The 23,998-nt window shown below is 62.9% G+C and carries 23 protein-coding genes; 7 read left to right on the plus strand and 16 right to left on the minus strand.

The window, feature by feature from the left end:
• Positions 1-2: 2 nt before the first annotated feature.
• Positions 3-674 carry a phosphatase PAP2 family protein gene (locus tag HS122_16755; protein ID MBE7540046.1) on the minus strand — a complete coding sequence of 224 codons (672 nt, stop codon included), beginning with the start codon at positions 672-674 and terminating at the stop codon, positions 3-5.
• Between the two features lie 503 nt (positions 675-1,177).
• Here HS122_16755 and HS122_16760 point away from each other — a divergent pair.
• The gene (locus tag HS122_16760) at positions 1,178-1,522 is read left to right on the plus strand and encodes an L-rhamnose mutarotase (GenBank protein MBE7540047.1); all 345 of its coding nucleotides are present in this window, start codon (positions 1,178-1,180) and stop codon (positions 1,520-1,522) included.
• 66 nt (positions 1,523-1,588) lie between these two features.
• Here the strand turns inward: HS122_16760 and HS122_16765 are convergent, their stop codons facing one another.
• The 10 genes from HS122_16765 to HS122_16810 all read right to left on the minus strand — a co-directional run bounded on the left by HS122_16765 (position 1,589) and on the right by HS122_16810 (position 15,629).
• Entirely contained in the window at positions 1,589-2,023 is a 435-nt protein-coding gene (locus tag HS122_16765; protein ID MBE7540048.1) for an EamA family transporter, read from the minus strand.
• Complete coding sequence (locus tag HS122_16770) at positions 2,020-5,127, minus strand: efflux RND transporter permease subunit (GenBank protein ID MBE7540049.1); 3,108 nt, start codon at positions 5,125-5,127, stop codon at positions 2,020-2,022. The genes HS122_16765 and HS122_16770 overlap by 4 nt, the downstream gene beginning before the upstream one ends.
• Positions 5,124-6,176: an efflux RND transporter periplasmic adaptor subunit gene (locus tag HS122_16775; protein ID MBE7540050.1), complete on the minus strand. Its 1,053-nt coding sequence runs from the start codon at positions 6,174-6,176 to the stop codon at positions 5,124-5,126. The genes HS122_16770 and HS122_16775 overlap by 4 nt, the downstream gene beginning before the upstream one ends.
• On the minus strand, positions 6,173-7,567 hold the full coding sequence (locus HS122_16780) for a TolC family protein (GenBank protein MBE7540051.1): 1,395 nt from the start codon (positions 7,565-7,567) through the stop codon (positions 6,173-6,175). The genes HS122_16775 and HS122_16780 overlap by 4 nt, the downstream gene beginning before the upstream one ends.
• 30 nt (positions 7,568-7,597) lie before the next feature.
• The gene (locus HS122_16785; protein ID MBE7540052.1) at positions 7,598-10,006 is read right to left on the minus strand and encodes a glycoside hydrolase family 95 protein; all 2,409 of its coding nucleotides are present in this window, start codon (positions 10,004-10,006) and stop codon (positions 7,598-7,600) included.
• A complete protein-coding gene (locus tag HS122_16790; GenBank protein ID MBE7540053.1) occupies positions 10,003-11,094 on the minus strand; it encodes a glycosylase in 1,092 nt (363 codons plus the stop codon). The genes HS122_16785 and HS122_16790 overlap by 4 nt, the downstream gene beginning before the upstream one ends.
• Before the next feature lie 61 nt (positions 11,095-11,155).
• Positions 11,156-12,208: a rhamnose:proton symporter gene (locus HS122_16795; protein ID MBE7540054.1), complete on the minus strand. Its 1,053-nt coding sequence runs from the start codon at positions 12,206-12,208 to the stop codon at positions 11,156-11,158.
• Between the two features lie 35 nt (positions 12,209-12,243).
• Positions 12,244-13,386, minus strand: coding sequence for a CoA transferase (locus HS122_16800; protein ID MBE7540055.1), 1,143 nt, complete (start codon positions 13,384-13,386; stop codon positions 12,244-12,246).
• Positions 13,383-14,546, minus strand: coding sequence for an extracellular solute-binding protein (locus HS122_16805; protein ID MBE7540056.1), 1,164 nt, complete (start codon positions 14,544-14,546; stop codon positions 13,383-13,385). The genes HS122_16800 and HS122_16805 overlap by 4 nt, the downstream gene beginning before the upstream one ends.
• A gap of 3 nt (positions 14,547-14,549) precedes the next feature.
• The gene (locus HS122_16810) at positions 14,550-15,629 is read right to left on the minus strand and encodes a Gfo/Idh/MocA family oxidoreductase (GenBank protein MBE7540057.1); all 1,080 of its coding nucleotides are present in this window, start codon (positions 15,627-15,629) and stop codon (positions 14,550-14,552) included.
• Between the two features lie 50 nt (positions 15,630-15,679).
• Here HS122_16810 and HS122_16815 point away from each other — a divergent pair, with 50 nt between their 5' ends.
• Both HS122_16815 and HS122_16820 read left to right on the plus strand, forming a co-directional pair.
• Positions 15,680-16,453, plus strand: a complete 774-nt coding sequence (locus HS122_16815) for an IclR family transcriptional regulator (protein MBE7540058.1) — start codon at positions 15,680-15,682, stop codon at positions 16,451-16,453.
• A complete protein-coding gene (locus HS122_16820) occupies positions 16,450-16,896 on the plus strand; it encodes a MaoC family dehydratase N-terminal domain-containing protein (protein MBE7540059.1) in 447 nt (148 codons plus the stop codon). The genes HS122_16815 and HS122_16820 overlap by 4 nt, the downstream gene beginning before the upstream one ends.
• Before the next feature lie 393 nt (positions 16,897-17,289).
• Here the strand turns inward: HS122_16820 and HS122_16825 are convergent, their stop codons facing one another.
• Positions 17,290-18,468, minus strand: a complete 1,179-nt coding sequence (locus HS122_16825) for a TlpA family protein disulfide reductase (protein ID MBE7540060.1) — start codon at positions 18,466-18,468, stop codon at positions 17,290-17,292.
• A 321-nt stretch (positions 18,469-18,789) separates the two neighbouring features.
• Complete coding sequence (locus HS122_16830) at positions 18,790-19,875, minus strand: hypothetical protein (GenBank protein ID MBE7540061.1); 1,086 nt, start codon at positions 19,873-19,875, stop codon at positions 18,790-18,792.
• Positions 19,876-20,282: 407 nt separating this feature from the next.
• Here HS122_16830 and HS122_16835 point away from each other — a divergent pair, with 407 nt between their 5' ends.
• The 3 genes from HS122_16835 (at position 20,283) to HS122_16845 (ending at position 21,260) form a co-directional block, all read left to right on the plus strand.
• The gene (locus tag HS122_16835; GenBank protein ID MBE7540062.1) at positions 20,283-20,531 is read left to right on the plus strand and encodes a type II toxin-antitoxin system prevent-host-death family antitoxin; all 249 of its coding nucleotides are present in this window, start codon (positions 20,283-20,285) and stop codon (positions 20,529-20,531) included.
• Complete coding sequence (locus HS122_16840) at positions 20,528-20,815, plus strand: hypothetical protein (GenBank protein ID MBE7540063.1); 288 nt, start codon at positions 20,528-20,530, stop codon at positions 20,813-20,815. The genes HS122_16835 and HS122_16840 overlap by 4 nt, the downstream gene beginning before the upstream one ends.
• A 241-nt stretch (positions 20,816-21,056) precedes the next feature.
• On the plus strand, positions 21,057-21,260 hold the full coding sequence (locus HS122_16845) for a type II toxin-antitoxin system VapB family antitoxin (GenBank protein MBE7540064.1): 204 nt from the start codon (positions 21,057-21,059) through the stop codon (positions 21,258-21,260).
• A 95-nt stretch (positions 21,261-21,355) separates the two neighbouring features.
• On the opposite strand, the gene HS122_16850 is transcribed toward HS122_16845, so the two are convergent.
• On the minus strand, positions 21,356-21,694 hold the full coding sequence (locus HS122_16850) for a TlpA family protein disulfide reductase (protein MBE7540065.1): 339 nt from the start codon (positions 21,692-21,694) through the stop codon (positions 21,356-21,358).
• Between the two features lie 107 nt (positions 21,695-21,801).
• Here HS122_16850 and HS122_16855 point away from each other — a divergent pair, with 107 nt between their 5' ends.
• A complete protein-coding gene (locus HS122_16855) occupies positions 21,802-22,017 on the plus strand; it encodes a hypothetical protein (protein ID MBE7540066.1) in 216 nt (71 codons plus the stop codon).
• A gap of 50 nt (positions 22,018-22,067) precedes the next feature.
• On the opposite strand, the gene HS122_16860 is transcribed toward HS122_16855, so the two are convergent.
• Complete coding sequence (locus HS122_16860) at positions 22,068-22,727, minus strand: transposase (GenBank protein ID MBE7540067.1); 660 nt, start codon at positions 22,725-22,727, stop codon at positions 22,068-22,070.
• A gap of 290 nt (positions 22,728-23,017) precedes the next feature.
• Positions 23,018-23,971, minus strand: a complete 954-nt coding sequence (locus HS122_16865) for a redoxin domain-containing protein (protein ID MBE7540068.1) — start codon at positions 23,969-23,971, stop codon at positions 23,018-23,020.
• Positions 23,972-23,998 lie beyond the last annotated feature (27 nt).

A 23,998-nucleotide genomic window follows, 5' to 3' on the forward strand; every position in this document is an offset into this window, starting at 1 on the left:
GATCAGAATCTCCTGGCAAACATTATCCCGCTGCTCAGGCCGTCAAAGAATGGGGTCATTGTGATGTCCGCGTCCTTTGGCTTGTTGTGGCGGTGTACAATGGTTCGCCCTATCACCGTGCCGATGATGGCACCCGCGAATACATCGCTCGCATAGTGGGAGTTCTGCTCAATCCGAGAATACCCAACAGCGCCAGCCACCCCGTAGGCGAGGCCCTTCACCCACCATTGGTCATAGTGGGCGGCGATCACGGAGGCGACACTGAAGGCCTGCGTCACATGCCCCGACGGAAACGAGTAGTTCCCACTGAACGGTTTGAACTGAAAGGTCCTTTCGGACGCGTTGGGCCGGACTCGCCCTGCGGTGAGTTTTATCAGGGGCGCGACAATCCCGGCCGAGATGATGCTGGAGGTGACGCAGTCCATCGCCACGGCCTTGGCCTTTCCATCATTTGCGAGAATTCCGCAGACTTCGAACGCGCCGATGACAGCCCAGGAGCCTTCGGCGCCAAATCTCTGCGCATTCGCTGTGAATGCGCGGCGCTTGGGCGTTATGGTTTCCTGTGATTCCTCCTTGATCCCGCCATCGGACACGGATGAGGCGACAACGAGGCCGGCGAGGCTTCCAGCGACAAGCCAGTCGTTCCGCTTCCAGCGCAGCGGAGAGGTCAGCACCGACTTCGTGTCATCGAAAAGCAGTGAGGCATATTCTCTTGAAAGAAGGCTTTCCGGACGTCGTCCCGGTGAAGAGCCAGGTTCATTGTCCGGATCCGAATGAATTGCATCGGAGATCCTCCAAGCATCCCCCTGGGCGGGCAGCGAAGAAAATGAGACAGCAAAAATTGCGAGCATCCAGCTCCAACAGGCCGGACATACATTGAATTCGCCAATGAAGGACACAAGTGATCAGACGCGACAATTTTGGAAACGTTAGAAAGATGACGATAATGTAATGAGCATGCCGCGGAGAGATGATGCTGTTAAAAAATTGATGCTTGTTGCCGGTGGACGGCACGCCACGTACTGGATTGCGCGAATTTCACTGCTCAAGGAAGCAGGGAATGTCGCGGTGCTTGACGTTTGAAATGTGCGGATTCAATGAAAGGCATGCGTCGCCCGTCGCCTGCGACACTTCGGTTCGATGACAGTCGCTGTTTGCATTGCATTTCCATTCCCGAATGAAAACCAAACGTTATGGAGCCGTCATTGGAGTTCGCGATGAGTCCATCGCCGACTATGTCCGAATCCACTCGGAAGTCTGGCCGGGTGTGCTCGCGAAGATCAAGGAGTGCAACATCCGCAACTATTCAATCCATCTGCGACGGATGCCCGACGGGCGCGCCTACCTGTTCAGCTACTATGAATACGCGGGTGGCGACCATGCGGCGGACATGGCGAGAATGTCGGCGGATCCCCTGACGCAGGAGTGGTGGAAAGTTTGCATGCCGATGCAGGAGCCTCTTGCGGACCGTCCGGAGGGAGCCTGGTGGGCCCCATGCGACGAGGTGTTTCACCTCGACTGATGAAACTGGGGCCCGGGTCGTGCATCCGCGGACATCCCTTGGGCGGGTGATTTCCTGCGGCGTGATCTAACGTTTGAGCGCCAGCATGATCACGCCGGTGGCAACCAATGCAATGCCCGACCATTCCCGCATGGACGGACGTTCGCCAAGAAACGCAAATGCGAACACCGCCACAAGCACCAGGCTGAACTTGTCCACGGGTGCGACCTTTGACGCATCACCAACCTTGAGTGCGCGAAAGTAGCAGACCCACGAAACTCCGGTCGCCAGCCCGGAAAGACTGAGGAAGATCCAGGTCCTCGATGGAAGATCGAAGGGATTGCTCCACCTGCCGGTTGAAATCACGAATGCGGACAGTGCGACAAGGATGATCAGCGTGCGGATCAGTGTTGCGAAATCAGGATCCACGCCTTGGACCCCCGCCTTGGCGAAAATTGCGGTCAATCCTGCAAACACAGCCGACAGGAGAGCCCAGAGAAACCAGCCGTTGGCGGGCATCATGCGTCTTGTGCGGGACCCGAAGCACCAAGTCTTTCATTGACCGGGGCCATGTGTGCCGGCGTGCGTGCCAGCGTCAGGCAGAGCAGGCTTGGAAGCACCAGAAGCACCAATGGCACCTGCACGAGAAGGCCCGTGATGATGGCTGCGGCCAGCGGCTGCTGCATGGCCGAGCCCTGACCGATGGAGAGCGCCAGGGGCAGCAGGGCCAGAATTGCGGCAACCGTTGTCATCATGATCGGTCTCAGACGGTTCCGCCCTGCGGCCATCAGGGCGTCCTCGTGCGCCATGCCGTTGTTGTCGCGCATCTGGCAATATTCGGATGTGTAGAAAATGGCCACCTCAGTGACGATTCCAACAATCATGGTCATTCCCATCATCGAGGTGATGTTGAGCTCGATGCCTGTGACCCACAAGCCAATGAACACCGCGCCAGCCGCCAGCAGCGGCATGGTGAGGATGACGAGAGCAATTCGAAAGCGCTCGTACAGAATGAGCAGCAGCGCGAACACGAGCGCCACCGCCGCGGCAAACACGGTCATCAGCCCCTTGAATGCCACCTGTTGCTGCTGATAGAGGCCACCCAGGGTGTAGTAGGCACCGTCTCCGATCAATCCGGACTGCCGCAATGCATGTTTGACATCGGCAATGGTCGATCCCAAATCGCGCCCGCTGATCCGCCCTGTAACGGCCACCATTCGCCTGAGGTTGTCGCTTTCTATTTGGGGCTGTCCGGTCAACTGGGTCAAAGTGGCCACACGTTCGAGTGGGAAGAGGTGTTCATCGGGCGCACGCAGCATCAGCCTTCGCATGGCGGTGTCGCTGAACCGCGCGGCTGGTGGGATCCAAACGCGCACGCCGATCATTTTTGGTCCCTGCTGCACCTGGGCGGCCAGGCTGCCCGACAGCATGTCTGTGAGCGTTTGCGCGATCCATGCTGCATCAACGCCCTCCATCGCGGCACGTTCCGGATGCAATCGAACATCGATCGCGTCACCAGCTGGGTTGATGCCGTCGCGAACGTCCACCATCCCGGGCACCTTGCTGAGCTCAACAGCAACGCGTCGCGCGGAAGTCTCAAGGATCTTCGGATCATCGGAGAAAATCATGATCTGAACCGGCTGCGGCACCGCTGTCAGATCGCCGATCAGGTCCTCCATCAGCTGAGCCATCTCGACATCGATGCCAGGCACCTCTCGTTCGATGCGCTCCCGAATGCCATCCATGACCAGATCGATCGGCGCACGCGGGCCGTCTTTCAGGCGGATAAAGAAATCGCCCTGGTTTGCCTCCGTCAGTCCACCGCCCAACTGCAATCCCGTGCGACGTGAATAGGTCTGGACGCTGCTGTCCGCGCTGAGGATTGTCTCCACCTGTCGCAACAGGCGGTCGGTTTCGCTGAGCGACGTGCCAGGCGGCGTCCTGTAGTCGAGCACGAATCCGCCTTCGTCCATGGCCGGCATGAAGCCCGTGCCAACGTTCCTGTATGCGATCCAGCTGGCCAGCACCAATGGCATGACTCCCGCGAGTGGAAGCCAGGGCCTCTTCAGGGCGCGGCTGAGCAGCCACAGGTACGCGCTTCTCAATCGCGGAAACAGGAGGCCGCGATCCTCGTCGTGGTCTGCATCCCGCGCCGTCAGCAGGCGGTCGCACAGAAGGGGCACGGCTGTCAGCGCGACAACGAAGGAAATCACCAGGGCGCCTGCCATGGTGATGGAGAGTGCCTTGAAGAAGGCTCCGGTTACGCCGGAGAGAAAAGCCAGCGGCACAAAGACGATCACGGTGGCGGCCGACGAGCCAGCCAATGGTCGCACGTATTCAAGCGCGGCTCGCATCACTCCTCCATGAAACCGATCCACGCCGCCCTCCCGCACGCGGCGGATGATCTGCTCAACCATGACAATGGCATCATCAATGATCAAACCGACGGCCGCGGCCATCCCGCCCATGGTCATGATGTTGAATCCCATGCCAAAAACTCCCAGGAGCGCGGAGGTGGCGGCCATCACCAATGGAACCGTGGTCACCGCGATCGCGGTGACTTTCCAGTTGCGCAGAAATGCCAGCAGGGTGAGCGCTGCCAGCAGCACTCCGATCAGAATGGCATCACGCACGCCTGCTGCGGATGCGGTGACAAGTTCACTCTGATCGTACCAGTTTGCCAGCCTGATCCCCTTTGGCAGACTGGACTGCAAGACTGCCAGCTGATCCCGGATTTCTCGCGCAATCTTGACACTGTTGCCACCGGGCTGCTGGAAAATGTTGATGAGCACGGCATCCTGTCCATCGGCGGTGACGCGCGTCCATTGGGGGGTGGAGCCATGCCGGACCGTCGCGACATCGCCCAGGTGAGTCACGCCCAGCGGCGAACCCGCCACCACGATGCGCTGAATCTGCTCAAGGCTTGCTGTGGCGCTGCTTGTGACCACCAGGTACAGCTTGTAGTGATCCTCGATCCGGCCGGCTGCGCCTATGGCGTTGGCGGCCGAGACCGCGCGCACCAGATCGGACAACGCCAGACCGCGTGCGGCAAGACGAGCGGGGTCAGCGGCGATCTCATACTCCTCCTGTTCGCCGCCGAGAACCTCCACGCGCGCCACGCCGGAGACTGACGAAAGGAGAGGACGCAACCGGAACTGAGCCAGGTCGTGGAGCTCGACCAGTGAATGACCGCGCGAGGCAAGGCTGTAGGCAATGACCGGAAACTTGCTGGGGTCCATGCGGCGCACGGTCATGCGTGTCCCCGGTGGGAGCGCGGGCAGTATTTGGGCGATTGCGGCATTCATCTCCAGCGAAGCCTTCGCCATGCTGGTGCCCCAGCTGAAGTTCAGCGCTATCTCGGCGCTTCCTCGGCTGGTGATGGAATGCACGGACTCCATTGCTTCAACCCTGCGGACGGCCTCTTCCACAGGGCGGGTGACCAGCATCGCCATCTGGTCGGCGGGGCGGTCGCCGGCGTCGAGAGACACCACTATGCGTGGAAACTCGACAAAGGGAAAGAGTGTTGTTGGCAGGTGCAGCGCGGACGCCAGACCGCCCAAGGCGAGCAGCGCGATCAGAAAGAGAACCGACCGGCGATGGCGCCGCATCCAGGATTCCGGATTCATGGGGCCGCCCCACGCACCTGCTGACCGTCTGTCAGTTGATAATTTCCCTCGACCACGATCGGGAGCGCTGTCTGAAGCGCACCGTCGACGGCCAGTTGATCCCCGTTGTCGACCCGCACATCGACAGGAACCCGTCGTGCCCGTCCCTTCTCCACCTGGTAGAGGTATGCACCGTGAGCGTCCCGCAGGACAGCGGGTCGCGGAACCACCCAGTGCTCGCCCGCTGGCAGGAGGATGATTCCCTGGACTGGCTCGCCCGTGATAAGATGAACGCTTTCGGAGGATGGCAGATCAACCAGAATCTCGACCATGCGGCTCTGGGGATTGACGACGGCCCGCACCTCGCGCACATGTCCGATGGATGCTGGCGGACTGCTGTCAGCCGGTGTGGACAGGGATGTGATCTCGACGCTTGCACCTGCCGCCAGCTCTTTCCGCAGGGATGGATCGATTCCCAGTACAATGCAGGACGGCGTCGCCGGATCGCTGCGGCCAAGCTGCAAGATAACCGTCCCCGGCTGGAGGCGGTCGCCTTGGGAGACGAGCAGTTTCAGCATCACGCCGTCGAACGGAGAACGCACGATCTGCTCGCCTTCGCCGACGCCCAGCCGCCGTTGCGCTGCGAGCGCCTGCTCGGCATCCGTCACCGCCTTTTCAGCGGCCGCCACCTGCGATAGCGTGGCCAGCCGCTGCGCCTCCAGTGACTGTGTGCGCTGCAGTTCGCCACGGGCCAGAACCACGGCCCCTTGCGCCTGCTGCATCGCCAGTATCGCGCCAGGATCGGCAGACACAGAAAAGAGAGGATCACCGCGCTTCAATTTGCTTCCAACACCAGCGTGCAAACGGGAGATCTCGGCTCCATAGGGCAGACTGATGTCCGTCTGGACATCCTGGGCGACCATGACCGTGCCATAAGCCGCCACCCGGCGCGCGAGGCTTTCACGACGGAGCGGCACGGTCCTGACAGGCACCGGAGGCGGTTCCTGCGCGAAAACCCATGTCCAAGACAGGGAAAACACCAGTGTGGCGGCGATGAGTGGAAGTTTCATTTTGCATCCTTCATGGGCCCTCGTTTGGCGGGCGCGTCTGGGTTGTCGTCGGGCAGCACGCCGCCCAGCAATGATTGAAGCGTGATGCGCTGCTCCATTGCGGCGCGGTTGAGTGCGAGCAGTTCGGACTGCCTTGCGAGCAGGGATAACTGCAGGTCGACATAGGTGCTCACGGTCATGTGGCGCGCTTCATAAGCCTTTTCTGCGTCAGCAGCCATCCGCTTCAATGCGGTGGCGGCGTCGTCTGCGGCTCGCAGCTGCGCCTTAAGCAGAGTCTGGTTCTCCACGATCTGCTCCACCTCGGAATGCGAAGCATTTATGCGGCTTTGGTACTCGTCGCGCAGGCGCTGCCGTGTGGCGGATTCAACGGCGATGGAACCGCGGGCACCGCTGAAGACGGGGAGGGTGATGCCGAGCGTGAATCCACTGGTGTGTACCGCCGAGGTGTCCCGCGCCCGTGTGAGGCCGATGTTGAGCGATGGAAACTGCGACAACACCGCTGCACGCAACCGCGATTCCTGTGCTTCATAGCCGGACGCCAGCGCCAGAAGATCAGGCCGGCGCATCGGAATGTCCCGCAGTGCGGCGCGCACTGCATCGGCGTCGAACGAGGCCATGGGCGGCAGAGGGGCCAGTTCGAGCCTGACTTCCGGTGCCAGGCCCAGGAGCGCGTTCAACTCGAAGCGCCCCTGCTGCAATTGGCGTGTGAGATCATCGAGCTGCCGTTGTGCATCGTTTTGCGCCACGAGATAGGGGGCGATTCCGTCCCAGGTGGCGTTGCCTTCCTCCATGGCGCGGCGTGCGGATTCCGCCCGCACTCCAGCCAAGGAGACGGCCTGCCGCAGCAGCTCACGGCCCTGCTGGAGATAGGCCACGGCCGCGAATAGTCTTCGCGACTGCAAAACGACCCGCCATTCCTGCCAAAGGAGCGCGAGATCTGATTTTTGGATTTCGGCGGCACCCGTCTTGCGACGGGCCGAGAGCGTGACAAGCGCCCCAAGATCGTAGGCCAGATCCGCATTGTAGGCGCTGACGAAGCCTGCTTCTCCAGGGAAATCCTGAGCAAGATTGAATTGTGGATCCGGCAGCAGTCCTGCGGCAAACGCCTGCGCCCGGGCGATGCCGGCGTCGCCGCGGGCAAGTTTCAGTTCGGGGTTTCCCACAACTGCCAGCATGGCGACGCTGGTCACGTCCAGTGGTTTTGCAGGGTCGAACGGATGAGGAACCAGCCCTGGCAGCGCCACATGCCGCCAGTTGAGTGGGATCTGCCCAAGATCGTGAATGGAGGTGTCCCGAGGCAGAAGGGGTGCCGGGTGATAGCCCGTGCATCCCGCGAAAATCAGACTCGAGCCATACAGCAGTAGGGACAGGATTTGCAGACGGCATGGCATGGAATTCATGATGCCCGTCAGCATTGCGGACTATTGCGGCGCCAGCGGTTGAAGGATGAACGGTTCCTTGTCGGATTGAGGAAAGCTCATCGGGAATGTGGAATCACCATGACGCAGGCGGGTCGTTTTTCCGGTCAGGCTTCGAACGACGGCGCGGGCTAATTTGTGGGAATGCCATGCGATGTCCACCTCGAATCCACCCCTCGCCCGCAGACCGCGAACCTCGCCGTCGGGCCATGCTGAAGGCAGGGCGGGAAGCAGAACAATTTCGTCAGGCGTGCTCTGCAACAGCATCTCGGCGATCGCCGCAGTGCCGCCGAAGTTTCCGTCGATTTGAAATGGCGGGTGCGAGTCGAACAGATTGGCGAACGTTCCTCCCCAGCTCTTGCCGGCAGTGGCGTTGTCGACTGGCCGAAGGGCGTTTCGCAAAAGGAGGTGTGCGTGGTCGCCATCGCCGAGGCGGGCCCACATGCCCATTTTGAATGCGAGGCTCCAGCCGGTGCTGCCGTCGCCGCGTTTCTCGATCGTCTTGCGCGCGCCGGCCGCGAGTTCGGGCGTGTCGCGTGGCGTGATTTCATCGCCGGGATAGAGGCCCCAGAGGTGGGAGACATGGCGGTGCTGGGGCTCGGCTTCGACGTACTCCTCCTGCCATTCCATTACGCGACCGTCGCTGCCGAGCCGGGTGGGCGCGAGACGCGAACGTTTGCCGGTGAGATCCGCCGCGAAGTCAGGATCCACGCCGAGGGTGTCCGCGGCCTGCGCGCAGGCGGAGAAGAGGTAGCGCAGCAACTGCATGTCGGTCGTCGGTCCCAGACACACGTGCACGCGTTTGCCGTCGAGGAGGAATGAGTTCTCCGGCGAATTCGAGGGCGCGGTGACGAGCCAGCCGGTTTTTGGATCCTCGATGAGCATGTCGAGGTAGAACAGCGCGGAGCCTTTCAGAATCGGGTAGACGCGGGCAAGAAAGGCGCGGTCGCCGGTGAAAAGGTAGTGGTCCCACAGGTGCTGGCAGAGCCAGGCGGAGCAGGAGACGGTGGCGCCCCAGCTCGCGGATTCGCCGGGCGAGGTGAAGCCCCACGGATTCGCGAGCAGAAACGAAACCCAGCCTCCCGCGTCATAGTAGGCCCGCGCCGTCCGCGTGCCGGGCTCGACCAGCGATTCAATCAGCGCAAAGAGCGGCTCGTGCAGCTCGCTGAGGTTCGTGGTCTCCGCGGGCCAGTAGTTCATCTGCACATTGATGTTCGCGTGCCAGTCGCCGTTCCATGGCGTCTGAATCGTGTCGGCCCAGATGCCCTGCAGATTCGCGGGAAGCCCGCCGGGGCGCGATGAGGAGATGAGCAGGTAGCGGCCGAAGTTGAAATAGAGCGCCGCCAGGGAAGGGTCCGCCGCGCCTTCATGAAACTCCCGCAGGCGTTGCAGTGTCGGCCGGGCGGCGGCGTCGGCATCGCGCGCACCGAGTTGCAGATCGGCGCGGTCGAAATAGCGGCCGTAGTCCGCGAGGTGGGACACCCACAACTGCCCCCACGTCTGCCCGCTGACCCGCTTGAGATCGGCCTCGGCGGTGGCGTGTGCGTTTTCCACATGCCGGCCGGCGAACGTCCGGATGTCGGTCGCGGCCGTGACGAACAGCAGGGCTTCATCCGCATTTCGAACCTCAATGGCATCGCCCACGGGAGTCGACGTGCCGCCCTTGATCAGGATTTTCAGCCGGGCCGCGAAACGGACTCCGCGGCCGCCCTCCAGGCCGTCGTTCAACTGTCCGGATAGGAGCAGGCCCTCCCGCCCGAGATTCTCGACCACCGCCCTCTCAGGCCGTGACAGGCGCGCATCGAAGGAAATGCTCGCGCGACGGTTCGCCCTCAGGCGGAGCACGAAGACCTCGTCGGGATTGCTGACAAACGCATCGCGGGTGAAACGGACACCCGCCTGTTCGTAGGACATGCAGGCGACAGCATTCGCCAGATCGAGTGCCCGCTTGTAGTTCGTGACGGGCGCCGCCACGTGCTCACCCCGGAACGTCAGGTGCAGATTGCCGAGCACCTGGTAGGACCCATACTGAACATTGGCACCCTGACCCAAACCGGAGCCGGGTCCGGCGCAGGTGAAGGTGGCATTCACGAGAGCCTCCGCTTCGAAGTTTTTCCCCTCAAGAAGCAGCCGGCGGATTTCCGGAAGGGCCTTGTGCGCGTCGGGCCGGTCGGCGTCCTGGGGCGAGCCTGACCACATGCCGGACTCGTTGAGAACGATGCGCTCTTCGGCGACACCACCGAAGAGCGAAGCGCCGAGTCTGCCATTGCCCAACGGGATCGATTCAACGAGGCGGGTGCCGGGAAAATCGAGGACGACGTAGCGCGATTCATCGCGCGGCAGCCCGGAGTCCGCCCGTGCAGCGCCTGTCAGCAGGATTCCGAAGAGGACGATGCGCCAGTTTCCGGTCATGAGGAGCGTCCCAGATCCCTGGAGGTGGCGAGCGCGATCACGCGGCCCTCGGCGCCGGTGGCGCAGTAGAAATGATAGACGATGCCGTCATGTTTCAGCACCCAGGGCTTGTGCGCGTACTCCTGATCGAAGGGCTCCGTCGGGGCGATGAGGTGGGGGCCGTTCCATTTCGTCCAGTGGATGAGATTGCGCGAACACGCAAACGTGTCGAAGGCACCGCGATCCCAGAAGGCGCCGAAATAGTGCATGACCCAGAGATCGCCGATGCGCGTGATCTGGGGGTCTCCGCTGATGGCCCAGGGAGAGGAACCGACACTCATGAGAACCGGCCCGCGGCCGAAACGAGTCCAGGTGCGCATGTCGTGGGAGATGGCGATGCCAATGCCCTCGTTTCCATAGGGGGCGGACTTGCCGTTGTAGTACATCACGAACGGCGCGCCGAGTGAGCGGGACTCGTCGCGGATGATCGCGCTCTTGTAGAGTGTGACGTGCTCAAAGTCCCTCGCGTCGCTCTGGTCTGCGGACAGCACGGGATTCTCGGGGAGCCGCTCCCAGGGCCGGATGGCGACGGGGTCGTCGGTGCAGGCGAGTCCAATGGAAAGAGGATCGGGTTCGTATCCCTTTTTCGAACCGCCGAGATAGGGCAGCCAGTAGCGTCCATCGTGCCGCGTGAGTTCGTGCGAACCATCCCAGCGCGTGTCGTAGAGTGCGATGCCCCCGGCGGCCTGCCAGGCGTCCCACCCTTCGCTGCGCAGCGGAAGCACGACGCCGAGTTTCTCCCAGCGAAGCAGGTCATCGCTGCGTGCGAGGCAGGTCTCGTATCCGACGTTGGAGCGGCTGGAAATGTACATCATGTACCAGCGATTTCCGTGGCGAAAGATGTTCGGGCAGTCGATGATCTCGTCGGCCCCGCCGCGGAGGATGATGCCGTACTTGTACGGCGTCTTCACCTCGTCGTAAGTGCGCGCCATCGAGTCGGCGTCGACCAGAACCGGTTTGCCCGCGGGAAAGGGAATGACACCGGGGCGGGCAGGGGCCGGCGGTGGATTGGGGGAGGATTGATGGGCTGCGGCGGAAGGATTTGACATGAAGAAACTATCGATGGTGAGCGTGAATAAACCGCAAATTCCGCCCAGTTTTCGGGGTCAGTCAACTCCCCGACAACGATGCGAGATGGTTCCCGTAGCTGATCAGCCCGACGGCGCCGAGCAGCAGCGTGATAGCCGAGAAGACGATGCGTTTGGTGGCCGGGCGGCAGGCACGCCATTCGCCGATGGCGACACCGAAGCCGTAGCTGAGCAGGATCAGGATGATCATGTGGATGGCCCAGCTTGAAAACTTGAAGCTGCCCATGCGCACGTGTCCGAGTCCGTAGAAGAAGAACTGGAGGTACCACAGCAGTCCGGTGAGCAGCGCGAGGGCGTAATTCCGGAAGAGACTGGCACCGCCCGCGGTCGCGAATTCACCAAACGAGCGGTCGCGGAGGATGAGATAGAGGCAGTAAAAGAGCGTGGTGGTGAAGGCGCCGGTGTTGGAAAAAAGATAGATGACATTTCCCTGGAAGTGGCCGGCGCCGTATTTTGCGGCGACATCGGCGACGGGCTGGCCGGCGGCGAGCGAGAAGCTGAAGACTGCGGACAGAATTCCCGCGAGCAATGCGATGGGCAGGCCGATGCGCTGGTTGAATCCGGTTTTCGCGCCATCCGCCGCCATTTCCCGTTCCTTCCGAAATCCTGCGACGCCGGTGATGAGCATCGCTCCGCCTCCGAGCACGACACCGCTGACGACATAGGTGCCCGCCATGCTGGCCAGGGTTGAGCCGAGCGTGCCGGCCAGCAGCGGCGGCAGCAGCGTGCCGAGGACGCAGGAGACGCCGATGGCGATCGCGTACGTGAGCGAGTAGCCGATGTAGCGGATGGCGACGCCGAAAGCGATGCCTCCCACGCCATAGAGAACACCGAGCACGTACGACTTGATCATCGCCGCGCCGGGCGCCTCGTGCAGCACGGTGCCGAGGCTCGGAATCGTGAACCAGGCGAAGATCCATGGGAGCACGAGCCAGCAGCCCGAGGCCTGGATCAGCCAGTAGGTCTGCCATCGCCAGTTCTTGACGTAGCGCTGTGGCGCATAGCACAGCGCGGCGGCGGCGGCGCCGACGGTGTGCAGGAGGGTGCCGAGCAGGGGGGCGGCTTCAGGGGGCATGGGCGTGAGGATGAGCTGGGATGCGGTGATTCGCGCTAAAGTTTGAACTCGGCCTGGATCTCCTGTGTGTGCTGGCCGACACGCGGAGCCCCGCGCTCCGACTTGTACAATTGCCGATCGATGCGGATGGGGCAGCGCGTGGTGCGCATTTCAGGACCGGCGTCGCGCCGCACGGTCTGCACGAAATCGAGCGCGGAAAACGCCCCCGTGCGCCAGAGTCCCGCCCAATCCAGCACCTCGGCGCACCAGTAACCGGCGGGTTCGAGCCGCTCCAGCCAGTGGCGGGTTGGCTGGGTGACGAGGTGGTCGGCAATGTGACGCTTGATCTCGTCGCGATGCGTGAACCAGCTCTGCGGATTCGTGTAGGCGGCGAGTGCGGGGAGTTCGAGGAGACCGCCGAGCGTGATGACCGATCCCATGGCGAGCGCCAGGTGGCCGTCAGCGGTTGCGTAGATGCCATAGGGCGCGCCGAGATAGGCATTGGCATTGTTGATGGTGCTGCGTTCGGGTGCCTTTCCTCCGTCGTTCAGGAAGGTTGTGATGACCTCGAACTGCAGGTCGAGCACGGATTCGAGCAGACTGACCTCGACGAGCGCGCCGCGCCCCGTGGTGCTTCGCCGGAGCAGGGCGGCCAGAATGCCCTGCACCAGATGCGCGCTGGCGGTGAGATCCGCCACCGACAGGCCGAAGGCCATGGGCGGCTGGTCGGCGTTGCCGTTGAGCCAGGTCAGACCGGAGACGGATTGCGCCAGCAAGTCCTGCCCGGGCTTGTCGCGCCAGGGTCCCTCCGTGCCGTACCCGGTGACGACGCCCGTGACGAGCCGTGGGTTCATCCGCGCGCATTCGTCCGGACCGAGTCCGAGGCGTTCCATCACGCCGGGGCGGAAGTTCTGGATGAGCACGTCGGCGCGGGCAACGAGTTGGCGGACCTTTTCCAAATCCGCCGGATCCTTGAGATCGGCCGCGTAACTCTGCTTGTTGCGGTTGATCGAGTGAAAGAGCGTGCTGTCGCCGTCGAGGGACAGGTTGGAAATGTACAGGTGGCGGCAGATGTCGCCGCTGCCCGGACGCTCGATCTTGATGACGCGCGCCCCGAGGTCCGCCAGCCGCGTCGCCGCCCAGGGGCCGGCGAGGAACTGCGCAAAGTCGAGCACGAGCAGGCCTTCGAGCGGCTTCATGGAGAGGCGCGGGCGATGGTCCCGCGATGCAGCGCATCCATCCGGTCGAGCGCGGCATCGTCGCTGATGGCGCCACGAAGCGCGTCGTGAATGATGGGCGAAGCCACATCCTGGAAATGCTGGTAACCCGCGTGGCGGGGTCGCAGCCAGGCGTGGTCGAGCACGGGCAGCGTGCGGAGAAAGTAGTCGCCGGTCACGCGGTTGTTGGCCGCATCCGTCCATGCCAGACGGTGGCCGGGCTGACCGCCGCTGGACACGTAGAGCGTCCGCTGGATTTCCGGCGACGCGGTGTACTTCGCGTAGTCGACAGCGGTCGCGCGATTCGGCCTTGATGCGGAAAGCGCGAGACCGGTGCCGCCCAGCACGGTGGAGAGCGGTTGTCCGTTGAACAGCGGCGGAGCACCGAACTTCAGAACATGCGCGGCAAAGCCGGGGCGCGCGTAGTTGGAATAGCCATACGCGAGCGGGCAGCAGCAGACTGCGTGATTGTCCGCGGAGGCGACAAGGTCGTGCGATGCTATCGGATTCCGATGCCAGACACCGGGATCGCAGAGGGCGATCAGCTCGCGAAGCCGGGCGATCGCCTCGCGGCCCACGGCTCGCTCAACGAGCCGGTCGGGTGTGACAAACGGCGCGCCTCCGAGCGCGACCGCAAAGCTGAAAAAATTCATCAGGCAGTTGATGGGCGCCGCCGGCACCTCGACGTGACCGCGCCGCGCGAGCGCGAGAAGGTCCGGCCAGGATGCGGGAGGCTCCAGGTGATGCGACGCCATCAGGTCCTCGCGCCAGAAGGCGACGGGTGTCGCGGCGTCGATGGCGAGCGCCCACTGGTGGCCGTTGTGCTGGTAGCTGCGATGCGAGACACCGACGGAATTCACAGCCTGGTCAGCTAGAAACGCGGCCGGCAGGTGTTCGTCCAGAGGCAGGAGGAGACCCTTCGCCGAGACGAGCGGGATGCAGGGATGGTCGAGGACGATCAGGTCGAAATCCTGGACGAGGCGCTCGATGGGATACTCCTCGAAGTCCTTCAGGGATCGCACGGACCATTCGATGCGCACATTCGGGTGCTGCTGTGCGTACTGCCTTGCGGTCGCCACGAGCGGGGCGAGGCCGCGCGGATGATTCCAGGTCATTCCGCGGAGGATGATGGGATCTGGCATGACTCAGGGAGGGGGGATCGGGGTTGCGCCGCGGGCGCTCGACTCATAGGCGGCCTCGACGACCGCCATGGTGCGGATGGCGTCATCGATGCGTGTCGGCAACTCGGTCGTCTCCCCGCAGGTGTGACGCTGAAGCGAGGCCATGGTGCCGATGAAGGCGTGCGGATACCAACTGCCGCTGAACGGCACGGGTTCCCACGGGCCGGGTTTTCCGGAGGCATCGAGCGCGCAGAACTCAAGCGTGTCCGGCTCGCCCTTGGGATAATCGACCAGAAGACCGAGCCCCGCCTTGATCGCGCCTCGCGTGCCTTCCCACTTGACGTAGCTTTCCTGATGCCGGCGTCCAAACAGGTGGCCGTGGTTGGCTGTGATATTGGCGCGCAGGGTGTCCCCGTAGTCGAATGCGATGTTCGTGCGTGTGGAAGCCAGCCGGGGCATGCCGGGGTGGCGCACGGTCTTCGCAAACACGCCGGAAGGTTCGCCGAGGAAGGAGCGGACCAGGTCGATGTAGTGGATGCTGTGATACAGAATCTCGACGCGGGGAAGCGCCTCCAGGAAAGTCCACAGGTGCCAGGGCGTGTAGACCGTCACGCGCACCTCGACATCGTGAAGCTCGCCGATCGCACCGCTGGCGACGAGTGCGCGGGCGGCGGCGATGTTCGGCGCAAAGCGCAGCTGGAAGTTCACCGCGGCGTCCAGGCGTTTGCTCCGGCAGAGCGAGAGGAGCGAGCGGGCCTGTGCGAGATCCTCGCCGAAGGGCTTCTGAATGAGCACGGGCGCCCCGTCGGGCAGGGCGGGCAGCACGTCGCGCAGGGCCGAGGCGGGGACCGCGACATCGAAGACAGCTCCGGCCGGGGCCGTGCGAACTGCCTCGTGAAGCGAGGCGGGGGTGTGAGCCACGTTGAAGTCCTCCGCTAGCCGGCGGGCGCGCGCCCCATCCTGATCATGAATCGCGAAGACCGGGAAACCGGCCAGGCGATAGGCCGGGAGATGCGCGTCGCGCACAATGCCGCCCGCTCCGATGACCACGATCGGGCGTGCCGTGCGCGGAAGGACGGGGGCGGATGGCTGGGGCGGTTCCATTTTTTATTTGCGAAATGGCATTTTATTAGCGAACGTCGGGCAAGCTCAAAATGCGCAAGGCCCCCCAGTACCCCGTGCCCGCCCTGGAAAAGGGGCTCGACGTGCTCGAGCTTCTGGCCGCCGTTTCGGTTCCACAGTCGCTTGCGGAGCTGGCCGCGAGACTCGCGCGCAGCAGCAGCGAGCTCTTCCGGATGCTGAACTGCCTGGAGTCGCGCGGCTACATCCAGCGCGACAGGGCCTCGGGCCGCTACAGCCTGACGCTGAAGCTCTATTCGCTGGCGCACACGCATTCGGTGGAGGAGAAGCTGCTTGGCGCGGCGCGGCAGCCGATGCAGGATCTGACCGAGCGCGTGCGCGAATCGTGTCACCTGAGCGTGCTCGACCGCGGCATGCTCCTGGTCCTTGCGCAGCAGGTGAGTCCCGAACGCGTGCGGGTTTCCATCGAGGTGGGCGGACAGTTCGATCCGGTGGAAACGGCGTCGGGCCGCCTCCTGCTGGCGCATCTTGGCGAGGACGGGCGGGACGCGGTTTTGCGGGCGTTGCCCGGCGGAGTTCGAATGAGCGGCCGGGCAGGAGCGACATGGTCGCGCGGCCTTGCGGAGATCCGGCGGCGGGGCTATGCGTCCGCCGAAGGTGAGACGATCGAGGGTGTGCGCGATCTCTCGGTGCTTGTGGGAAACCCGGCGGTGGGCATCGTTGCGGCGCTGGCGGTCTCGCGCCTGATGCGCCGGGGTCAGCGCGGTGCGGATGATGCGTTGATCGCGGCGATGAGGTCGACGGCGTCGGAGATAACGGAAGCCTTGGGCCTTGCGGCCGCAGCATGAACACAACCATTCATTTCGAAGACTACGTTGCCGGTGAATCCCGGACGTCCATCGGGCGCACGATCACCGAGGCCGACATCGTCCTGCATGCCGGGCAGACGGGCGATTTTTATCCGCACCACATGGATGCGGAGTGGTGCCGGACGCAGGATTTCAAGCAGCGGATCGCGCACGGCACGCTGGTCTTCAGCATAGCGGTGGGCCAGACGGCCGGCGTGATCAATCCCGCGGCGTTTTCGTACGGTTATGACCGTCTGCGCTTCATCAAGCCTGTGTTCATCGGCGACACGCTGACATCGCGGTGCACGGTCAAGGAGAAGCGGGACCACCCCAAGCGCGCCGATCACGGCATTGTGGTGGAGCTTGTGGAGTCAATCAACCAGCGCGGTGAAACCGTCCTGGCCGCCGAGCACCTCCTCCTGGTCCGCCGCCGCCCGGCGTAAGCGGGACTTGCGCTGAAGGCGCAGAATACGTCGACCTTTGGCAACGCCATGGGTTTATTCGGCGGCGGAATCTGAGCATTTGCGCTGAAGGCGAAAGATACGTGAGCCCATGGCAACGCCATGGGTTCAAATCGAGATTAGAAATTCAAGCCCTGAAGGGGCGGCAAAGTGAGGTGCTGCCTCTGCAGCGTTTGGATCGCCCACTTCGGGGCACATGTCCTAAATTTCGAAATCTTTCCCGGGGCGGCTGCCCCGGGCTCGCGATGGTTTGCCCCGGAGGGGCCCGAGGGGCGCTCCGGTTGCCGACATCCGGCATCCGGTTTTCATCCGGATCGATTCGTGGTTGCTCACCCTGTACAGCTGCGCACGGCACCCGGGCAGCAGCCATCCGCCCTACAGCTTCAACAGCCGCTTGACCTCGGTCTCGAGTTTCTCACCGCGGGCTTCAGTCGTTGCGAGTTTTCCGTCCGGGCCGAGCAGGAACATCGCGGGGATCGCCTGGATGCCGTACTGCACGGCGTATTCATTCTTCCAATACTTGCCGTCGAAATGCTGCGGCCAGGGCATCCCGTGCTCCTTGCAGAAATCGATGAGCTTCTGACGGTCGCCCTCCCTGTCGAGGGAGATGCCGACAACCTCGAAGCCGCGGTCGTGATACTTGTCATAGACTGCCTTCAGATTCGGCAGCTCCCTGATGCACGGGCCGCACCAGGTCGCCCAGAAATCGATCAGCACGACCTTTCCACGCAGCTTGGCGATATCGACGGCGCGCCCGTCCACGGCGGTGAACTTCAGATCGAAACCTTTCTCCAGCGCGGCCTCCGCCTGGATCCGTCCGGCGGCAAAGGCGGCGATGTCCGCATTGGGGCTCTGCTTCATCTCCTGCAGCAGGCCGGAGTAGGCCGTGGGATCCGCTTCCTTTGCCTGCCGGAGCAACTCCCTGCTCAATGTGGGAAAGTAGCGCGACTGCGGGGCGCGCTGCGCAAAGGTCGCATAAAACGCGCGGAACCTTTTCAGCTTTTCCATCGTAGTGAGCGTCGTGTCCTGGTAGACGGATGTGCTTCCGTAAAAGAGCGCCTCGCCCACGGCGTCCGCCGATGCATCGGGGGCGGCGAGCAACGCGGTCTCCAATGCGTGCATGCGCTCCGTCCAGGCCGCTTTCGCCGCATTGTCATATTCAATGAGTGACTCCATCCTGGCCTGGTCACGGGCGGCAGCCGCCTCGTCGTAGCCGGGCTTGATGGCGGCCACGAAAAAGCGCGGCGAATTCAGCGCAATCGCGGCCGCGTCCCAGCGGCGCGCGTCCGCAGGATGGTCGGTCATGAACTTCAGCGCCGCATCCGCCCGGGCCTGGCTCTGGCGGTCGATCCAGTGCATCCACTCGGAGCGCTTTGGCGCGCGATCGCTCTTGATCCTGCCGTCCGGCCCTCGGGAAGCCCAGGGCGGCAGCTGCTCAGCCATTGCCGTGAGCGCCGCAAAGTCGGAATCAGCCTGGGTGCCGGCCACCGACGATGCAGCGGCAAAGCCGGTCAGCATGAGGACAGACAGGAGGAACCTTCGGGAGGTTTTCATAGTGGACGTGATGTAAACGGAAGTATGGTGAAGTGTCGCGTTGCAATTAGAACTTTCTGCGCAGGCTGATCGTATAGCGGCGCAGGCGAGGGTCACCCAGGGTGCTGTATGTCCCTGTCAGGTCTCCTTCCCTCTTCTCCGCGTGAAGCCATCCCGATTTCCGACCTCTGCATTCCACCCTCCAATTGATCCTCAAGATGACTGCGGGCTGGAAGCCCGAGCCACACTTCTCACCTTTCGCGTGCCCCGCGACGCGGCGTGAAATCTTTCCGACGTCGCTGGGCGGAGGGCTCCGAATTGAGCGCCGTCTGGAGGCGGATCCTATTCCGGCGGCGTGAGCGGCAAATCCAGCCAGGCCAGCCCGAGATCGCGTTTCATGTGGCTGGCGCTGTTCCCTCCCGGTGCATCGTACAGCACCGCCAGCCGCCGTCCAACCTGCACCACGCCGGGCAGTCCGATGCACTTGTGACTCCAGGAGCAGTTGCTGCCGTCGAGCACCACCGCTTTCTTGCGCGCGTCCCAGTGATCCAGATCCCGGGTCCAATAGACCCAGACCGCGTCCGTGAACTCGCCGCCTTTCTCGATGCCGATGTGATTTGTGAACAGAAACCACGTCTGGTTCGCGCGCTCAAAATAGAGCGAGCTGTTCTCGATCTGTTCCTCCAGCGGCACGATGGGCTCGGGATCAACCGCCCAAGGGCCGTTCAAGTCCTTTGTCCGTGCAACGCTTATCGTCCGCAGGATGGGTTTGTCCGTGGAGGCGCTGAAGAACATCAGAAATTCGCCGCCCTGCCGGACGATGTGTCCCGGACTGGCGGTGGCCGAATAATAGGACCCGGCCACCGGTCGGAACGGAATCACGTCGCGCTGCTTCCGCCATGGCCCGGCGGGTGAGTTCCCGGTGGCCTTCATCGTGAGGTAGGGGAACTTCGGGATGAAGTTCGGCGCGGGAGTCACGTTGGGCGTGCCGAGATAGAACATGTGCCAGGTCTGTCCGTCGAAAAAGGTCGTGCCGTACGAGGCTGACGCCGAATCCTCCGAACCCGGCGGACCGAAATCCAGCACCGGCCCATGCGGCGTCCAGTCAACGAGGTTCGTGCTCGTCGCAAGGCAGGCAAGCCACCCCTTGGGCCCGGCACCGTCGTAAGTAAGGTAATAGGTTCCACTGTGCTCGTAGAGCCACAAATCGCGCGCGCCGAGGTGATCACACGCATTGGGCCCATCGCCGTGCCGGTACACCCGGCCGGCGTCGCGCGCCTCCAACCGCCATTCCGCAGCCGGTCTGCCGTCCTCATACTTCAGCGGCTCGATGCGAACGAACGGGGTGCCGCCTGAGCCGGATGAAGCCGGCTCCCGGGAGCGCTGAGACGCTCCTCCAGTTTTCTCCGCCCAAGCCAGCGATGCCACGAAAGTCAGTCCAGCGGTCAAACAACGGGAGATCATCATCGTTCTGCGTCGATTCATTCCCCGCACTCTGGTTTTGCGGGACAGGACATGTCCAGCAGGTTCCCAAGCCGCATGCGGTTGCGCGTTCGTGAGTTTGATGTGTGTCAGGGAGACTGGTCATTCCACCCACCGCGATTGCGCAGCGATTTCGCGTGATTTCTCGCCGGCGCTGATTCGCAACGCTCGTCCCCTGGTCACGACGGAGCGCGCCCATCCAGTGTTGTAGAAAACTCCCCTCGGCTGGAGGGGCATGCAGCGTCATGCCCGGAGTTCGCGGGTCACCTTAAACCACCGGTTCATATTCCCCTGCTTCACGCCTCCCAACGGAGGAGCTTGACGCCAGTCGCCGCAAAATTACCGTTTATTCTGTGAAATCTACCGTTAGCGTCTCCCAGGGCCAGGACAGCTTTCCCTCCCTCATCAAGGCTGCGGAGAAGGGGCGGGTCGTCACGGTCACGCGGCACGAAATGCCGGTGGCGTGCGTCGTTGGCTACGACCGGATGGCGGCGGTGGCCGAAACGCTCGAGATCATGGGCAGTGCGTCCGCCATGCAGGCGATCGCCAGGCACCGAGCTGGCAGGATCAAGTTCGGACGGCTCAGCGACATTCCCGAATGACCCGCAACCTTCGCGTTGCCACGCAGATCATCGATTTTGCGAAACGGCTGTCCCCGGAGCAGCGTCGCATGGTCAAGCGGGCATTGCAGGACTTGTGTCATGAGCGCGGCGATCTGCGCGCACTGGAGGGCGGTCTGGCCGGATACTACCGGCTCCGGGTGGGAAAATTCCGCCTGATCTTCTCCCATGCGGAAGATGGATCGATCGATGCCGTCTTCATCGAAGAGCGCAGCCTCGTGTACGAGGTGTTTGAGGCGGAATTCGTGAAGCGCCTGAGATCTTGAACCGCTGACAGGCTTGAACCCCGACGCCGGTCTCTGCGCTCGGCTGCATTGCCGTCTGACCAGTTCGGGAAAATTGGGATCAGTGTGAATCAGTGAATACTGGCGTTCCCGGCCCGATTGATGGTCCCGCAGTCGGATCATCCGTGGTCAAGAGCCGCCCGGGCCCGCACCCAGCACCATTGGCGCGCCCCGGCGGGTAAATCACTTTGTTTATGCCTCCAGTTTTGTTCATTTTGGAAGCATGAAAACGACCGTGGATATTCCCGAAAATGAACTGGAGGATGCCATGCGGCACACCAGGGCCCGGACGAAGACCGAGGCCGTCAGCCTCGCCGTGGCCGACTTCAATCGCCGGCAGCGGCTCGCCAAACTCGCGGGCAGCATGGGTCGGTTCAAGGACATGATGACCAAAGCCGATCTGCACAGGCTGAGGGCCTCCCACTGACGTGAAGCTGGTTGACACCTCGAGCTGGATCGACGCCCTGCGCCACGACGGGGATCCGGAAGTGAGGGCGCGGGTGGTGTCTTCAACCGCGTTGCCTACAGATTCAACAGCCGCTTGACCTCGGCCTCGAGTTTCTCACCGCGGGCGTCAGTCGTTGCGACTTTGCCGTCCGGGCCGAGCAGGAACATCGCGGGGATCGCCTGGATGCCGTACTGCACGACGTATTCATTCTTCCAGAACTTGCCGTCGTAGTGCTGCGGCCAGGGCATGTTTTCCTTGGCGATGAAATCGAGCAGCTTCTGTCGGTCACCGGCCTTGTCCAGTGAGATGCCGACAACCTCGAAACCGCGATCGTGATACTTGTCGTAGACCGCCTTCACGTTCGGCAGCTCCTTGATGCACGGCCCGCACCAGGTCGCCGAGAAATCGGGCACCTTCTGGAGGTTGTCACGGTTGGAATTGGTTCTTCGGAGTAATGCTCAGGTGTCGCCCTCCCATCAGAACTTTCTTCTCAGGCTGATCGTATGACGGCGCAGGCGGGGTGTCCCGCCGGCCCGGCGCTTCGCTTCCGCACACGGAGGACCGCACCAGCCAGTGGAGCGGTCATCTCGGCGTGAACCACCAGGTGCGGCGCGGCAAACTGCTCGCGTTCGCCTCGACCAACTCCGCCTTCGCCCCGTCCACGCTGGGGGACGCCCCCACCGGCTGCATCCAAGACTACCCCGACTTCCGCTACTGGGGCAATGGGCTTTTGTAAGACGTTGATTTATCGTTTGGGAATGGCAAAGGTCGCCACTACAAGGTGCTCTATTTCAGCACGCGGATTTTGGGCGGTGCCTGGGGAGGCAATTGCAAACCAAGCAAGTCCAGCAGCAGGGCGACGTCGCGGCTTGGTTCTGTGTGTCGCACGAGCAGCAGTTCGCGGCCGTCAGTGGTCGGCACATTGACATCGAGCATTTGCAGAGTGGCGAGTTTCTCCAACACGACCCGAGGCATCAGACCCGCGGCGGCTGCTCGCAGTTGCTGGCGCAGCGTGATCATCAGGCAGTACGCCATGAAGGCGATGAACAGATGAGCCTCGATGCGGTCCGGATTCTGGTGGTAGATCGGGCGCAATCCGAGATCGCCTTTCAAGGTTCGGAACGACTCCTCCACGAGCACCAGTTGCATGTAGCAGCGCCAGATCAGCTCCGGATCGCTGGCGTCGAGATTGGTCCGCAAGAGATAGCGGCCTTCGCGCAAACGCACGTGGCGCAGCTTGTCACGATCAGGTTGATACGTGAGGACGCTGTCAGCGGACACCGTGACGCGGACCAGCCTGGCAGCCGCACCGGCCTGCGCTTCGGCCCGGCCGATTTTGAGCAGCAATTCGTCGCGGGTGGGAGCGTGCTTCAACTGCGCGAGTTCGCCCAGGCGCTTCCAGTATTTCTTCAACGCGCGGCGGCGCATGCTGCGTTCCTTGTCCACACGTGCTTCACTCCGGGCCAGCACGTAGACTTCGCGTTCGTGTTATCTCGTGATCAGCCGGGCAAGCATCAGGAGTGGATCTTCACGCTCACCGATTTCTCCCATGACTCCTTTTGCCGGCCGTTCACCTTCTCTGAGATAGAGCACATGTGTGCGTTGGTTGCGAAGTTCGTTCCGGTGGAGCTGTTTGAGCTGCCGACAGGAGGGCGCAGACGGGTTCATATGGTGCCACTGAGACAACTGACGGGCCCAAGGCGGTTATCCTACTGGGCGACCATGGCAGCGGGCTGTTACGCTGGCGGCACCGGCAGGTTAAATTCCTTCAGGATGGATGCGATCCTGCCTTGGATGTCGGCGGTCGAGTCGTGCGGGTTGAGCCCGAGGTGGCGCACCTTGCCGGCGGGATCGATGATGACCATGCTGGGGATGCCGGTGACCGCGTAATCGTCGTTGAAGACTTTCTGGCTGGAAAACGCGATGTCCCACGTCATCTCGTGCTTCTTTTTAAAGTTGGCGGTGAGCGCATACTCCTTCTCCGGCTGATCCTTCACGTCGATGGGCTTCGGCCCCAGATTCATGACTTTGCCCTGCAGGCTGGTCACGCCGAGGAACACCACAGGCGAGTTGGCGAAATACGCGACCTCCGCGCGTACCTTGGGGAAGGACGCGATGCACGGCCCGCACCAAGTCGCCCAAAAATCCAGCACGACCACGCTGCCGCGCAAGTCGGAGAGCTGCTTGAGGCCGTCGCGGGTCGACCACGCGAAGTCGATTTGCGGCGCAGGATTATTGCGCACGGCATCGAGCTTGGCCTGATGCGCGGCCATGGCCGCCGTCCGCTTGGCTTTCGCCTCGGGGGTCAGGGAAGCCAGCATCCTGTCGGCCGTGTTGGCCCCATTGGTGCCGGGATAATTTTTCTGCACCGCCTCGTATTGGCCCTTGGCGGAGGCTTCGTCCTTTAGGACTGCCAGCGTGAACATCGCCCGATTGAGGCGGATGCCAAGCTCCGCCTCAAGTTGGCCCTTGTACTTGGCGAGCAGAACGTCGAACTCGGCTATCTCCGGGGCCAGTTCCCGCGCACTGGCGTGCTCGGCCCGCACCTTCCGCAGGATGCGTGAGTTCAACTCAGTGAGGTCCATTTGATAGGGTGCCACGACTGGTGCTTCGGTTGCATGGGCCGGAGGGGCGAACGCAGCAATGAGAAGCAAGATGAGATGACAGAGGAGCCGCAGGGGGCTTTTCATGGGGGAACGAAGGTTGCTCGCATTAGG

The organism is Opitutaceae bacterium, from assembly GCA_015075305.1.
In the GTDB taxonomy this organism is placed as follows: domain Bacteria; phylum Verrucomicrobiota; class Verrucomicrobiia; order Opitutales; family Opitutaceae; genus UBA6669.

Bases quoted from the DNA above. Each gene is read 5' to 3' on its own strand.
- HS122_16760 (MBE7540047.1), top strand. From the start codon at position 1,178: ATGAAAACCAAACGTTATGGAGCCGTCATTGGAGTTCGCGATGAGTCC.
- HS122_16765 (MBE7540048.1), bottom strand. From the start codon at position 2,023: ATGATGCCCGCCAACGGCTGGTTTCTCTGGGCTCTCCTGTCGGCTGTG.
- HS122_16770 (MBE7540049.1), bottom strand. From the start codon at position 5,127: ATGAATCCGGAATCCTGGATGCGGCGCCATCGCCGGTCGGTTCTCTTT.
- HS122_16775 (MBE7540050.1), bottom strand. From the start codon at position 6,176: ATGAAACTTCCACTCATCGCCGCCACACTGGTGTTTTCCCTGTCTTGG.
- HS122_16780 (MBE7540051.1), bottom strand. From the start codon at position 7,567: ATGCCATGCCGTCTGCAAATCCTGTCCCTACTGCTGTATGGCTCGAGT.
- HS122_16785 (MBE7540052.1), bottom strand. From the start codon at position 10,006: ATGACCGGAAACTGGCGCATCGTCCTCTTCGGAATCCTGCTGACAGGC.
- HS122_16790 (MBE7540053.1), bottom strand. From the start codon at position 11,094: ATGTCAAATCCTTCCGCCGCAGCCCATCAATCCTCCCCCAATCCACCG.
- HS122_16795 (MBE7540054.1), bottom strand. From the start codon at position 12,208: ATGCCCCCTGAAGCCGCCCCCCTGCTCGGCACCCTCCTGCACACCGTC.
- HS122_16800 (MBE7540055.1), bottom strand. From the start codon at position 13,386: ATGAAGCCGCTCGAAGGCCTGCTCGTGCTCGACTTTGCGCAGTTCCTC.
- HS122_16805 (MBE7540056.1), bottom strand. From the start codon at position 14,546: ATGCCAGATCCCATCATCCTCCGCGGAATGACCTGGAATCATCCGCGC.
- HS122_16810 (MBE7540057.1), bottom strand. From the start codon at position 15,629: ATGGAACCGCCCCAGCCATCCGCCCCCGTCCTTCCGCGCACGGCACGC.
- HS122_16815 (MBE7540058.1), top strand. From the start codon at position 15,680: ATGCGCAAGGCCCCCCAGTACCCCGTGCCCGCCCTGGAAAAGGGGCTC.
- HS122_16820 (MBE7540059.1), top strand. From the start codon at position 16,450: ATGAACACAACCATTCATTTCGAAGACTACGTTGCCGGTGAATCCCGG.
- HS122_16825 (MBE7540060.1), bottom strand. From the start codon at position 18,468: ATGAAAACCTCCCGAAGGTTCCTCCTGTCTGTCCTCATGCTGACCGGC.
- HS122_16840 (MBE7540063.1), top strand. From the start codon at position 20,528: ATGACCCGCAACCTTCGCGTTGCCACGCAGATCATCGATTTTGCGAAA.
- HS122_16845 (MBE7540064.1), top strand. From the start codon at position 21,057: ATGAAAACGACCGTGGATATTCCCGAAAATGAACTGGAGGATGCCATG.
- HS122_16865 (MBE7540068.1), bottom strand. From the start codon at position 23,971: ATGAAAAGCCCCCTGCGGCTCCTCTGTCATCTCATCTTGCTTCTCATT.